This is a genomic window from Pinisolibacter sp. (assembly GCF_036782435.1).
Taxonomy (GTDB): domain Bacteria; phylum Pseudomonadota; class Alphaproteobacteria; order Rhizobiales; family Ancalomicrobiaceae; genus CALBKH01.
Map to the genome: position 1 here is coordinate 1 of NZ_DAIPZB010000033.1, position 13,376 is coordinate 13,376.

The window sequence follows — 13,376 nt, forward strand, 5'->3', positions numbered from 1 at the left end:
CAGGCCGCAACTCACGAAATTCGGACGAGTCCGAATTTCGTGAACTCGGTATGATCCGCGCTCGAACCGGCTCGACCGGTTCGCCTCCCCCTCTCTCGCCGCCCCGTGAGGGAGGGGCCTCGCGCCGCCGCGGACGCACGTGTTGCCGTCCGCGGCGGCGCGGCGTTTCGCAGCACCCCGGCCCCGCCTCCCAGATCCGGTACCGCTCTTCGTCGATCGTGCTAGTCTCCCGCGGCCCGTGGAGGACGACGGGTTTCGAACATCCGTTGCGCTCGATCAGGGACGCGCAGGAGGAGACCGACGATGGCGAAGCACATCTCGACTATTCTGGCGACCGGCCTCCTCGGCCTGGCACTCGGCACCGGTGGAACCGCGGCGCTCGCCGCTTCTCCGGCGCCCGCCGCCCCCGCGGCCGGTGACGCTTCCGCGTCGATGATGCAGGGCATGCCCTATCCGCCGACGATCGAGCAGGTCTTCGAGATGCTCGATGGCGATCACGACGGCGTCGTCACCCTCGCCGAGGCGCTGAAGGGCATCGGCCAGCACTTCGACATGGTCGATCAGAACAAGGACGGCACCCTCGACGCCGGCGAATTCGAGAGCTGGTTCGGTCGCGCCAACCCCGAGGCGGCACAGTTCTTCCTGTCGCTCTACGACATCGACGGCGACGGCAAGGTCACCAGGGCCGAGTTCGAGAACCCGGTGAAGAAGCGCTTCGCCCTCTTCGATCGCAACGACGACGGCAAGGTCACGCCCGACGAACTGCGCTTCGCCCGGATGCTGATGTCCGGCGGGCCGACCAGCCTGCTGGTCCCGCCGATGGTGTCGGCAGGCCCGCAGGCCCCCCAGGCACCCCAGGCTCCGGCTGCGAAGATGCCGCTGAGGCCGTCGCAGCCGATGCCGCAGTATCCGCCCGCTCCGGCGCCGCAGTCCTATCCCCAGCAGGCGATGCCGCCGATGATGCAGCAGCAGATGCCGCAATCGCTCGGCCCGGCGCCCGGCGTCTACGGACCCGGTGGGCAGAGCTGGAATCCGTCGGGCCGGCAGATGTTCCAGGGCGGATCCAATCCCATGTACATGCCGCAGGGTCCGATGCGCTGATCGCACGCCGTTCTCGCGAATGAGACCGAGCCGACGATGTTTCGACCCGTTCGAAAACTCGTCGGCGAAGGCGAGCCCGAACCGGTGCCGGCCGGTCGGGCCGTGACGCACATGAAAGTCGGACTTACCGAATTTCATGTGCCCCGAATGACATGAGGCGCGCGTCCGTGATGGACGCGCGCCTCTTCGTTTCGTCTTCGTCCCGTCGCTCTCAGGCCGCGGCGGTGGTCGCCGGAGTGTCGGCGCCTCCCGTCGGGAAGGTGATGTCGACCGTGGTGCCGACGTTCGGGGTCGAGGCGATGGTCATCTTGCCGCCGTGCAGTTCCACCAGCGAGCGGGCGATGGCGAGCCCCAGGCCCGAGCCCTTGTGGCTCTTGGTGAACTGGTTCTCCACCTGGACGAAGGGCCGACCGATCGCGTCGAGGTGATCGGCGGGGATGCCGATGCCGGTATCGGCGATGGAGACGGCGATGGTGTCGTTCCGCGTCTCCGCCTTCAGCGACACTCGCCCGCCCGGCGGCGTGAACTTCACCGCGTTGGACATCAGGTTCAGCACCACCTGCTTCACCGCCCGCCGGTCTCCGAAGAAGTGCAGGCCGGGCTCGACCTCGGTGGTCATGGTCAGCGACTTCTCATCGGCCGCATGCGCGATGATCTTGCTCGCCTCGGCCAGGATGTCGTCGAGCACCACCGGTTCGCGGGCGAGTTCCATCCGCCCCGCCTCGATCTTCGACATGTCGAGGATGTCGTTGATGACGTTGAGCAGGAACATGCCGGAATCGTGGATGTCGCGGGCGTATTCGACGTACTTCTCCGGCCCGAAGGCGCCCATCACCGTGCCGGTCATGATCTCCGAGAAGCCGATGATGGCGTTGAGCGGTGTGCGCAGCTCGTGCGAGATGTTGGCGAGGAAGTCCGACTTGATCTTGTTGGCCTCTTCGGCGCGGACCTTCTCTTCCGAGTACTTCTCGGCCAGTTCGACGAGCTGTTGCGCCTGGATCTCCAGCTTGCGGCGCGACGAACGCAGGTCGAGGACGGTGCCCATCAGCCGCTTCTCGCTCTCGATCAACCGCTCCTCGTGGCGCTTCAACTGGGTGATGTCGGTGCCGACCGAGACGAAGCCGCCGTCCTTGGTGCGTCGTTCGGAGATCTGCAGCCAGCGCCCGTCTTCGATCTGCGCCTCGAACGAGCGCGCGCCTTCGTCGCTCTCGCCTTCGGTCTGCATCGGCGTGCGCACCAGCGGCTGGCGCGCGTCGCGCATCACCGTCGCATAGGGCGTTCCCGGCCGGGCCGCCGCGTCGGCGAGGCCGTGCAGTTGGCGATACTTCGAATTGCACATCACCAGCCGGTTGTCGGCGTCCCACAGGACGAAGGCCTCGGAAATCGTCTCGATCGCATCGTTGAGGCGCAGGTCGGCGGCGAGCGTCGTCTCGACCAGACGGCGATGCTCGGTGATGTCGGCGGCGATGCCGATGAGATGACGCGAGCCGGTCTCGGCGCGATCGACCACCTCGGCGCGGACGCGGAACCACAGCCAGCCGCCGTCGGCGCGCTTGAGGCGGAAGGCCCGGTCGAGCGTGTCGACTTCGCCGGTGAGAAGCTGGTTGGCGAGGATCTCGAAGTCGATGTCGTCGTGATGGACGAGACGGCGAACCTCGCCGAAGCCGATCAGGCTGTCGGTGCCCTCGAGGCCGAGCATCTCGAACATCGAGGCCGACCAGTAGAAGCGCCCGCGGGCGAGATCCCAGTCCCAGAAGCCGCAGCGTCCGCGTTTGAAGGCGGTCTCGGTCCTCGCCGTCGTCGCGGCATAGAGCTCGTCGGCAGCGTTGGCGCGCAGCGCCTGGACGAAATAGGCGTAGGTCAGAACCAGGAGGATGACGGCGGTGAAGACGAAGAGCGTGACGTTGGAGCGCAGGCTCTTGCGCCACTCGCCGAAGATGGCCGACTGATCGACCAGCACGGCGACCGCCCCGAGCCCGCTGCCGACGTGATGCACCGTGGCGTAGACTTGGCGGCCGTCCGGCAACGACAGGTCCATGACGCCGGCGCGGGCGCCGAAGACGGTCAGCGGTTGCGCCGGTCCGAGCAGGTCGGCGAGCGTCCGCTTGTCGAGCTCCGTCGTGGCCGGCGCGGCGGCGACGATCCGCCCGTCGCCGTCGGCGACCAGGATCTGGCGGCCCGGCGCGGTGGCGCGCGGCGGCAGCGTCTCGCCGAGCGCGCTCTTCAGCGCCACGGCCCAGCCGGTCTTCTCGACGTCGGCCGCCGGATCGGCGAAACGGGCCGAGAGGGTGGCGGCGATCAGGGTCGCCTCGTCGCGGGCGGCGTCGTCGAGCGCCTGCCGCGTCTCCATCACGCCGACGATGCGGGTCAGCGCCAGGACGACGATGAAGGTGACGATCAGGATCGGGATCGACCGGCGCAGCAGCGGCTCGGCTTCGAGAATGTGACGGTAGGCCGGCGTCGACAGCAGGCGGGCGTGCCCGCTCAGTCTCGGCTTGGCGACGATCTCCGCCAGCCTTCCAGGAATCCATGACGAATCATGGGCAGAACCAGCCTGCGCCACGGTGTGACCCCCCGGTCGTTTCATGAGAGATTCGACCGGGTAGACACCCCACAGCCCTGCGAATCACCCTCATTTGAATCGAGGCGACTCGCCTTGTCCATAGGGTTTCGGATGCCTAAACGAGCGATTCGTGTTCCTACGAATCACCCGCGAATCCGCCCGGATTCGCGGGTGATTCGGCGATGTCGGCGGCTCAGTCGAGCGAGCGCGCGGCGATGTCGGCGACGTCGCGCGACAGGCCGGGCGTGGCGGCGACGCGTTTCAGTTCGGCCTCCGCATAGGCGCGCCGGCGCGGCTCCAGCGACCGCCACGATCGGAACGCCGACAGCAGTCTCGCCGCGACCTGCGGATTGATCCGGTCGAGCGTGAGGACCTTTTCGGCGACGAAGGCGAAGCCGGCGCCGTCGGCCCGATTGAACTGCGTCTGGTTGCCGGTGGCGAAGGTGGTGATCAGCGCCCTGACCCGGTTCGGATTGGTGATCGAGAAGGCGGGATGCAGCGTCAGCGCCGAGACTCGCTCGAGCGTTCCGGGAACCGGTGCCGTGGCCTGGACCATCAGCCACTTGTCGATCACCAGGGCGTCTCCGGCGAAGCGATCGTGGAAGTCGGCGAGCACCGTGGGGCTCGCCGGCAGGTCGGCGCCGACGATCGCCGACAGCGCCGCCAGCCGATCGGTCATGTTGTCGGCGCTCTCGTAGCGGGCGATCGCCAGATCGCCGTCGCCGGCTCTGACGAGATGGTCGAGCGCCGCGTTGCGCAGTGCGCGCCGTCCGGCGGACGCCGCATCCGGCGACCAGGAACCGGTGCCTGCGAAAGCGTCGTGGATGGTTCGGAAGACGTCGCGGCAACCCTCGGCGATGGCGCCGCGCAGCATGTGGCGTGCCGCGAAGATCGCATCCGGATCGACGTCGACGGCGATCTCGCGGGAGATGTCGGCTTCCGTCGGCAGCCCGACGGCGAGCGCCCGGAAATCCGGATCGAGCGACGGATCGATCGCCACGCGTCGGAAGGCGTCGACGATGCGCTGGTCGATCGACGGCGTCCGTCCGTCGCGGATCGCCCGCGTCGCCTCCACCAGCGTCCGCATCGCCATCGTCTGGCCGGCCTGCCAGCGATTGAACGGATCGCCGTCGTGGGCCATCAGGAACGTGATGTCCTCGGTGTCGAGCCCGCTGGTGAGCTTCACCGGCGCCGAGAAGCCGCGCAGCAGCGATGGCACCGGCCGTGCCGGAACCCCCTCGAAGACCACGTCGTGGTGGGTCTCGGTGAGCACCAGGACGTCGCCGCGGATCTCGGCGCCCTCGACCGAGGTCCAGCCGAGGTCGGCGCCGTCGGGGCCGACGAGCCCGAAACGCACCGGGATGGTCAGCGGCTTCTTGATCGGCTGGCCCGGCGTCGACGCCGTCGACTGGTCGAAACCGAGCCGCAATCGGCCCGTCGCCCCGTCCCAGGCGATGGAGACCACCAGTTCCGGCGTGCCGGCCTGGGTGTACCACAGCCGGAAACGGTCGAGATCGCGCTGCGTCGCGTCCGCGAAACAGGCGAGGAAGTCCTCCACCGTCGCCGCCGAGCCGTCGTGGCGGGCGAAATAGAGATCCATGCCGCGCCGGAAATCCTCCGCTCCGAGCAGCGTGGCGAGCATGCGGACCACCTCGGCGCCCTTCTCGTAGACGGTCGCCGTGTAGAAGTTGTTGATCTCGCGATAGACGTCCGGGCGCACCGGATGGGCGAGCGGACCCGCGTCCTCCGGGAACTGGTGGCTCTTGAGGAGGCGCACGTCGGCGATGCGCTTGACCGCCCGCGAGCGCTGGTCCGCCGAGAACTCCTGATCGCGATAGACCGTCAGCCCTTCCTTCAGGCACAGCTGGAACCAGTCCCGGCAGGTGATGCGGTTGCCGGTCCAATTGTGGAAGTACTCGTGGGCGATGACGCCTTCGACATGGGCGTAATCGGCGTCGGTCGCCGTCCGCGGGCTCGCCAGAACGTATTTGTCGTTGAAGACGTTGAGCCCCTTGTTCTCCATCGCCCCCATGTTGAAGTCGCCGACGGCGACGATCATGAAGACGTCGAGATCGTACTCGCGTCCGTAGACCTCCTCGTCCCACCGCATCGAGCGCTTCAGCGCATCCATGGCATAGTCGGCGCGATCTTCGCGGCCGTGCTCGACGAAGATCTCGAGCTTCACCTCGCGGCCCGATATGGTGGTGAAGCGGTCTTCGATGCGGCCGAAGTCGCCGGCGACCATGGCGTAGAGATAAGCGGGCTTGGGGTGCGGATCGTGCCAGACGGCGTAGTGGCGATCGGTTCCGGGGATGTCGCCGGCGTCGACCGGATTGCCGTTGGACAGCAGGAACGGCGCATCCTTCCGGCTTCCCTCGATCCGCGTGGTGTAGACGGCGAGCACGTCGGGCCGGTCGAAGGCGGGCGTGATGCGGCGGAAGCCCTCCGCCTCGCACTGGGTGCACCAGTTGTCGGAGGATCGGTAGAGCCCCATCAACTTGGTGTTGGCGGCCGGATCGAGCCGGGTGACGACGGTCAGGTGGAAATCCTCGGCCGGCGGCGCGAGAAGCTCGAATGACCGAGTTCCGAGACGCCAGGCATCGGCGGCGAGAGGAACCCCGTCGAGCGCCACGGAGACGACGTCGATCTCGTCGGCGTCGAGGACGAGCGGCGTGCCGGCGGGCGTCTCGGCGCGTCGAGAAAAGCCGGTGACGGCGGTGACGACGGTCTCCGACGGATCGAGATGAAAATCGAGGCGGACCCCGGTGACCCCGTAGGGTGTGGGGCGATAGTCCGCGAGGCGGACCGGTCCGTTGTCGGCGCCCGCGACGGCGACTTCCATCGATGTTCCTCCTGGTTCCGCTCCCGCGCCCATGGGGTCTCGTCCGCTCCTCGGAGACGACGGGGAGGCCCAACGTGAAAGGGAACTCTGTCGACGCCGGTCCTTCGGCCCCTGCGCCGGTCGACCGTTCGTTCCATTTGATCCGGCCACGCCGCCATGTCGTTGATTTCGATCATATTCACCGCGGCGGTGCAATGAATCCCGCACTTCGTCGAACCGCCTCGAACGGTCGCGTCCCCGGCGCCCCCGCGCCGGCGGCGGTTCGCGCCGGCTTGACTTGCGAACGATTGTCGACTATCGACTGACGAATTACGAAAATCATCAGTCGACAGTCCGAGCCGAACGGCGGGGGTTTCGACCGGTGGTCGGGAGACTGGCGATGACACCGACCGAAGCCGACGACAGGCACGACACGCGAACGCGGATCCTCGACGCGGCGGATCGGCTCTTCCGTCATTACGGCTACGCCAAGACGACCGTCGCCGATCTGGCGCGCGAACTCGGCATGTCGCCGGCCAACGTCTACCGCTTCTTCGCCTCCAAACTCGAGATCGTCGAAGGCATCGCCGCGCGCATGCTCGACCAGCGCCACGTCCACAACCTCGCCATCGTCGCTTCCGCCGGGTCCGCCACGGAGCGGCTCGTCCGTTTCTTCGTCGACAATTATCGCTTGAACGTCGAAGCCTTCGCCGTCGATCCCAAGGCCTACGAGATCGTCGAAGTGGCGATGGCCGAGCAGTGGCCGACCATCTCCAGACATCTCGTCCAGATGACCGACGTCATCGAGGCGCTGATCCGCGAGGGCGTCGCCTCCGGTGAATTCCCCTCCCGAGCGGACTTGCGCCGGTCGGCCGCCATGACCAATCAGGCTTTCGTCTCGCTCTTCCACCCGACCCTCATCCTCCAGTGCGCCGAAGTTCCCGAACGGGCCGGACCGGAGGAGTTGGCGGAATTCGTCATTCGAGCCCTGCGTTGCCCCTGAAGGCGTCGCGATCACCCGGCGAACCGCCGCAGCGGAATTCTCAGGAGCACTCCGACATGACCCGCCCGAACTTCCGCTCGACGCTCGCCCTCGCCGGCGCCCTCGCCGCCGCCGCGACCCTCGCCGGCTGCCGTGAGGAAAAAGCCGAGGAGACCGTCGACCACGTCCGTCCGGTCAAGACCATGACCATCACGGCCGGCGACGAGACGCGCCTCATCCGCTACTCCGGTTCGGTCCGCGCCCGGGTCGAGACCGCACTCGGCTTTCGTGTCCCCGGCAAGCTCGTCGAGCGTCGCGTCGACGTCGGCACCCGGGTCGAGACCGGCCGGATCCTCGCCCGCCTCGATCCGACCGACCTCGAACTCGCCCTGAAGGCGGCCGAGGCCAATGTCGCGGCGGCCCGCTCGCGCGAGAAGGTGGCCGAAGATGGCCTCGCTCGCGCCCGTTCGCTCAACACCAAGGGCTTCGTCGCCGACGCCAACCTCGACCGCGCCAAGCTCGAGGCCGATCAGGCCGCGGCGTCGCTCGATGCGGCGCTCTCGGCGCGCGATCAGGCGGCGAACCAGATGGCCTACGCCGATCTCCTCGCCGACGCCCCCGGCATCGTCACCGACATCCGCGCCGACGTCGGGCAGGTGGTCGCCGCCGGCACCCCTGTCGCCGTGCTGGCGCGCGACGGCGAGAAGGAGGTGGCGATCGCCGTGCCCGAACAGGACGTCGTCCACTTCACCAAGGATCAGACCGTCGACGTGCGCTTCTGGGCCGACGCCGATCTGCGCTTGCCCGGTCGTGTCCGTGAGATCGCCGGTGCCGCCGATCCCGCCTCCCGCACCTATGCGGTGCGTGTCACCCTTCCCACCGAAGCCCCCGTCCGCCTCGGCATGACCGCGACGGTGGAGGCGAAGGTGCCGGTCGCCGTCGGCAGCGTCGTGGTGCCGCTCTCGGCGCTCGGCGAAGACGCCGGCAAGCCACGGGTCTGGATCGTCGACACCGCCACCGCCTCGGTCGCACCGCGCGCCGTCACTCTCGGCCGTGTGGCGCCGCAGGGCGTGCGCATCCTCGACGGCCTGAAGCCCGGCGATCGGATCGTCACCGCAGGGGTGCAGTTCCTCACCCCCGGCAAGAAGGTGGCGCTGCCGGCGGATACCGCCGCAGCCGCCCCGACGCACTGATCCGGTCGTACCGAGGAGGCTCCGATGCTCCACGTCTCTCCGGCCGCGTCCGGCTTCAATCTCTCGCGCTGGGCCATTCGCCACGGCCATCTGACGCGCTTCTTCTTCGTGCTGACGGTGCTCGCCGGCATCCTGTCGCTGATGAACCTCGGCCAGAAGGAGGATCCCGACTTCACCTTCCGGGTGATGATCGTCCAGGTCGTGTGGCCCGGCGCCGGTCTCGAGGAGATGCAGGATCAGGTCGTCGACAAGATCGAGCGCAAGCTCCAGGAGACGCCCGGCCTCGAATACGTGAAGTCCTACACCCGCGCCGGCTCGGCGGTGGTGATGGTGACGATCCGCGGCGACGTCCACGGCCGCGACGTCGCCGACTCCTTCTATCAGGTGCGCAAGAAGGTGAAGGACATCGAGCACACGTTGCCGGCCGGCGTCCTCGGTCCCTATTTCAACGACGAGTTCGGCGACACCTTCATCGCGCTCTACGCCTTCACCGGTCCCGGCTTCTCCGCGCCGGAGCTGAAGGACTTCGCCAAGCGCGCCCGCGACGTGGCGCTGCGGGTGCCGGGCGTCGAGAAGGCGCCGATCCTCGGCGATCAGGCCGAGAAGATCTTCATCGACATCTCCTCGAAGACGCTCGCCGAACGCGGCATCACCGTCAGGTCGATCGCCGACGCCCTCGCCCAGCAGAACTCCATGGACCCGGCCGGACGGGTCGAGACCGCCGGCCGTTCGGTGCGCGTCGCCGTCGACGGCATGCTGCACACCGTCGACGAGTTGCGCGAACTGCGCATCCGCGCCGGCGCCGAGGTCATCCGCCTCGGCGACATCGCCACCGTCTCCTCCGGCCTCGCCGACCCGCCCGATCGCCTGTTCCGCTACGACGGCAAGGAGGCGGTGGTGCTCGGCGTCGTCATGGCCAAGGGCGGCAACGTCGTGAACATCGGCAAGGACCTCGGCACGGCGATGAAGGGCCTCGAGGCGAACCTGCCGGTCGGCGTCGAACTCGCCCGCATCTCCGATCAGCCCGACGTCGTCACCCACTCGATCGACGAGTTCTTCAAGGCGCTGGTCGAAGCACTGGTGATCGTGCTCGCCGTCTCCTTCCTGTCGATCGGCTGGCGCGCCGGCACGGTCGTCGCCATCACCATTCCGCTGGTTCTCTGCGCCACCTTCGCGGTGATGGAGGTGATGGGCATCGACCTGCAGCGCATCTCGCTCGGCGCGCTGATCATCTCCCTCGGCCTCCTGGTCGACGACGCCATGATCGCGGTGGAGATGATGGAGCGCAAACTCGACGAGGGTCTCGACAAGATCTCCGCCGCCTCCTTCGCCTACACCTCCACCGCCTTCCCGATGCTCACCGGCACGCTGGTGACCACCGCCGGCTTCATCCCGGTCGGCTTCGCCAAGTCGGCCGCCGGCGAGTACGTCAACTCGTTGTTCTGGGTGGTCGGCATCTCGCTCGTCCTGTCGTGGATCGCCGCCGTCTACTTCACGCCATGGATCGGCAACCTGATCCTGAAGTCGCGCCCCCATACCGGCGAGCACCGCGACGCCTACGACACCCGCTTCTATCGGGGCTTGCGCGCCACCATCACCTGGGGCGTGCGCCATCGCGTGCTGGTGCTCGTCGTCACCGTGATCGCCTTCGCCGGCGGCGTCTACGGCTTCAAACACGTGCCCAAGAGCTTCTTCCCCGAGTCGACCCGTCTCGAGCTGCTCGTCGACCTGTGGTTCCCGGAGGGCACTTCGATCGCCGAGACGGACGAGAAGACCCGCGAGATCGAGAAGCGCATCCTCGTCGACGCCGACCAGACCTTCGTCGCGAGTTTCGTCGGCGAAGGCGCGCCGCGCTTCTACCTGCCGCTCGACCAGCAGCTCAGGAACCCGAACTTCGCCCAGCTCCTCGTCTATTCGCGCGACGCGGCGGCGCGCCAGCGCCTGCTGGCCAAGATCCGAACGATGCTCGCCGCCGATTTCCCGGGGATCCGCTTCAAGGTCGATCGGCTCTTCAACGGCCCGCCGGTCGGCTGGGCGGTGCAGATGCGGGTGACCGGCCCGGAACGCGGTGAGGTGCGCCGCGTCGCCGACGAGGTGAAGAAGGCCTTCCGCGCCGATCCGATGCTCTCGACCGTCCACGACGACTGGCTCGAGCCGGTGCCGGCGCTGCGGCTCGTCGTCGACCAGGACCGTGCCCGCGCTCTCGGCGTCACCTCGCAGATGATCCGCCAGACGTTGCAGGCGGCGCTCTCCGGTGCGCCGATCGGCGAGTTCCGCGACGGCGAGGAGACCGTGTCGATCGTCCTGCGCGAAGCGGTCGGCGGGCGGAACCTGTTGACCGCGGTCGAAGAGACCTACGTCCCGACGGTGACCGGCCGCTCGATCCCGATGTCGCAGATCGCCCATGTCGTGCCGGTGCTGGAGCCGGGTATCGAATGGCGGCGCAACCGCCTGCCGTCGATCACCGTGCGCGGCATCATCCCCGACGGCGTCCAGTCCAACGACATCACCGCCCGCATCTACGCGAGCCTGAAGCCGGTGCGCGACGCGCTCTCTCCCGGCTACGAGATCGAGATGCAGGGTGCGGTCGAGGAGTCGGCCAAGAGCCAGGCGTCGATCAACGCCAAGGGGCCGCTCATGATCGTCGTCATGCTGGTGCTGCTGATGCTGCAGTTGCAGCACTTCGGCAAGACCATGCTGGTGTTCATGACCGCACCGCTCGGCCTCATCGGCGCCTCCGCCGCGTTGCTCCTGACCAACTCCGCCTTCGGCTTCGTCGCCATCCTCGGCGTCATCGCGCTGGCCGGTATCATCATGCGCAATTCGGTGATCCTCATCGATCAGATCGATCAGGACATCGAGGCCGGTCTCCATCCGTGGAACGCCACCATCGAGGCCGCGGTTCGGCGTTTCCGCCCGATCATGTTGACGGCCGCGGCGGCGGTGCTGGCGCTGATCCCGATCGCCCAGTCGGTGTTCTGGGGTCCGATGGCCTACGCCATGATGGGCGGCATCATGGCGGCGACGGTGCTCACCATCGTCGTCCTGCCGGCGGCCTATGGACTGGCGTTCCGAGTCGAGATGCCGGAGACGCCGACGCCCCAGGAGCGCGCCGAGAGCGGGACATCCGTCGAAATGGAACTCGAGACGGTCGGCCCCTGAGCATGGTCGGAGAAGGGGAGGGCGCCGTTCAGGCGCCTTCGACCGGCGTCTCCAGCGAGCTCGAGTTGCCGAAGCGCTGCTCGTCGCGCGCGTGCGGCACCAGCGGTCCGTCGGACTGGCGGCGGACGAGCGTGAGCGGCCAACCACGGATCGGCTCGATCGGCTTGCCGTCGATCTCTCCGACGAGCACGTCGATCGCGTGGCGCACCATCTGCTCGACCGGCGCCCGCATCGCGGTGACCGGCGGCGAAGCGTAGAGCAGGCCGGAACTGTCGCCGTAGCTGATCACCGAGACGTGGCGCCCCGGCACCAGGACGGAATCGGAGATCGCGCGCAATCCGCCGAGCGCCATGCGGCCGGCGCAATAGATGATCGCGGTGGGATGATCCTCCATGCCGAGGAGCCTCGCGGTGGCGCTTCGTCCGCCGTCTTCGTCGAAGGGGGCCGACACGATTCCGAGGTCGACGCAGAAATCACCGGCTCGCTCGACGAAGGTGGCGACGCGGGAGGCGGCGAAGGCGTAGTCTCCCTCCGGGATCACCAGACCGATGCGCCGATGGCCGAAGTCGGTGAGGCGCGCCAGGACCTCCTCGGCACCTCTCTCGTCGTCGACGCCGATCGCCGTGATCTCCGGCATGTCGGGGTGGCTGGCGCCGAAGACGGCGAAGGGGATGCGCGCGGCACGCAGATAGGGAATGCGCCAGTCGTCGTTCCGTGTCCTGAGCAACAACAGGCCGTCGATCCGGCGCTCTTCGACGGCGCGACGCATGATGCGCGACTCCGGACTGCGGGCGTCACCTTCCGCGGTCGTCGGCAGCATCACCATGTCGCGGTCGAATTCCGAGAGCTTCGCCCAGGCGCTGATGACCGCGGTGTAGAGATTGGTGTCGGAGATGGCGTCGGGACCCGCCGGCGCCACGACGCCGATGGCGTCCGTCCGGCCCTTCTGCAGACGGCGTGCGATGGCGTTGGGGACGTATCCGATCCGCTCCGCCTCGGCTTTGACCCGCCGCCGTGTTTCCTCGGCGACGTCGGAGTAGCCCGCCAGCGCGCGCGATACCGTCGTGACGCTCAGGCCGAGAGAAGCGGCGATATACCTCAGAGACATGCGAAGCTCGATTTCAGTCGGACATAGACTCACGCCATCCGCATTCTGATATTCCGTTTTTTTCATTTGTTCCGACGAGTAGATGATAGACCACGTTGCGATCGGCGAAAAGGTGTCGCGCGCCGAGCCTCGTCATTCGACTGCGGCTTACTGGCACTGCGATCTCGGTACGGCCGATCCCTGTCGAGCCCCACGTCCTCGAAGCATCGTACCGTCATTTGTCGGCACGGCCGGAAATCGCATGGAATAGTCTACATTTGAACAAATCTAGGGCGATATGAGGCGGGCGACAAGAACTCGGTGTATCCGGCGAAAGTGGTATCTCCTAAGGGAGGGTGACCCGATGTCACATGTCGTTCTGGCAGGTTTTCGCTGGCGCCGATCATGCGTCCGACGTCTCGTCGTCCCGGCTCTGCGATCCGATGCCTCGCCGACCGTTCGGCCTT

At 67.6% G+C, this 13,376-nt stretch carries 7 protein-coding genes; 4 read left to right on the forward strand and 3 right to left on the reverse strand.

Annotated elements, in window-relative coordinates:
- Window positions 1-303 precede the first annotated feature (303 nt).
- Window positions 304-1,101 (forward strand): EF-hand domain-containing protein, encoded by a 798-nt coding sequence (locus V7Q42_RS14600; protein WP_333824825.1) that lies wholly within the window; start codon window positions 304-306, stop codon window positions 1,099-1,101.
- A gap of 211 nt (window positions 1,102-1,312) precedes the next feature.
- Here V7Q42_RS14600 and V7Q42_RS14605 read toward each other — a convergent pair whose 3' ends face one another.
- Window positions 1,313-3,688 (reverse strand): sensor histidine kinase, encoded by a 2,376-nt coding sequence (locus tag V7Q42_RS14605; protein ID WP_333824826.1) that lies wholly within the window; start codon window positions 3,686-3,688, stop codon window positions 1,313-1,315.
- A gap of 169 nt (window positions 3,689-3,857) precedes the next feature.
- A complete protein-coding gene (pepN, locus tag V7Q42_RS14610; protein ID WP_333824827.1) occupies window positions 3,858-6,506 on the reverse strand; it encodes an aminopeptidase N in 2,649 nt (882 codons plus the stop codon).
- Between the two features lie 379 nt (window positions 6,507-6,885).
- Between pepN and V7Q42_RS14615 the strand changes: the two genes are divergently transcribed.
- Genes V7Q42_RS14615 through V7Q42_RS14625 form a run of 3 tightly spaced genes read left to right on the forward strand, consistent with a single transcriptional unit; the run spans window position 6,886 to window position 11,822 of the window.
- Entirely contained in the window at window positions 6,886-7,488 is a 603-nt protein-coding gene (locus V7Q42_RS14615) for a TetR/AcrR family transcriptional regulator (RefSeq protein WP_333824828.1), read from the forward strand.
- Between the two features lie 56 nt (window positions 7,489-7,544).
- Entirely contained in the window at window positions 7,545-8,660 is a 1,116-nt protein-coding gene (locus V7Q42_RS14620; RefSeq protein ID WP_333824829.1) for an efflux RND transporter periplasmic adaptor subunit, read from the forward strand.
- Window positions 8,661-8,684: 24 nt separating this feature from the next.
- Entirely contained in the window at window positions 8,685-11,822 is a 3,138-nt protein-coding gene (locus V7Q42_RS14625) for an efflux RND transporter permease subunit (RefSeq protein ID WP_333824830.1), read from the forward strand.
- Window positions 11,823-11,850: 28 nt separating this feature from the next.
- Here the strand turns inward: V7Q42_RS14625 and V7Q42_RS14630 are convergent, their stop codons facing one another.
- Window positions 11,851-12,930 carry a LacI family DNA-binding transcriptional regulator gene (locus V7Q42_RS14630; protein WP_333824831.1) on the reverse strand — a complete coding sequence of 360 codons (1,080 nt, stop codon included), beginning with the start codon at window positions 12,928-12,930 and terminating at the stop codon, window positions 11,851-11,853.
- Window positions 12,931-13,376 lie beyond the last annotated feature (446 nt).

What these genes read in the sequence shown, in the direction of transcription:
- V7Q42_RS14600 (WP_333824825.1), top strand. Translation starts at nt 304, where the DNA reads ATGGCGAAGCACATCTCGACTATTCTGGCGACCGGCCTCCTCGGCCTG.
- V7Q42_RS14605 (WP_333824826.1), bottom strand. Translation starts at nt 3,688, where the DNA reads ATGAAACGACCGGGGGGTCACACCGTGGCGCAGGCTGGTTCTGCCCAT.
- pepN (WP_333824827.1), bottom strand. Translation starts at nt 6,506, where the DNA reads ATGGAAGTCGCCGTCGCGGGCGCCGACAACGGACCGGTCCGCCTCGCG.
- V7Q42_RS14615 (WP_333824828.1), top strand. Translation starts at nt 6,886, where the DNA reads ATGACACCGACCGAAGCCGACGACAGGCACGACACGCGAACGCGGATC.
- V7Q42_RS14620 (WP_333824829.1), top strand. Translation starts at nt 7,545, where the DNA reads ATGACCCGCCCGAACTTCCGCTCGACGCTCGCCCTCGCCGGCGCCCTC.
- V7Q42_RS14625 (WP_333824830.1), top strand. Translation starts at nt 8,685, where the DNA reads ATGCTCCACGTCTCTCCGGCCGCGTCCGGCTTCAATCTCTCGCGCTGG.
- V7Q42_RS14630 (WP_333824831.1), bottom strand. Translation starts at nt 12,930, where the DNA reads ATGTCTCTGAGGTATATCGCCGCTTCTCTCGGCCTGAGCGTCACGACG.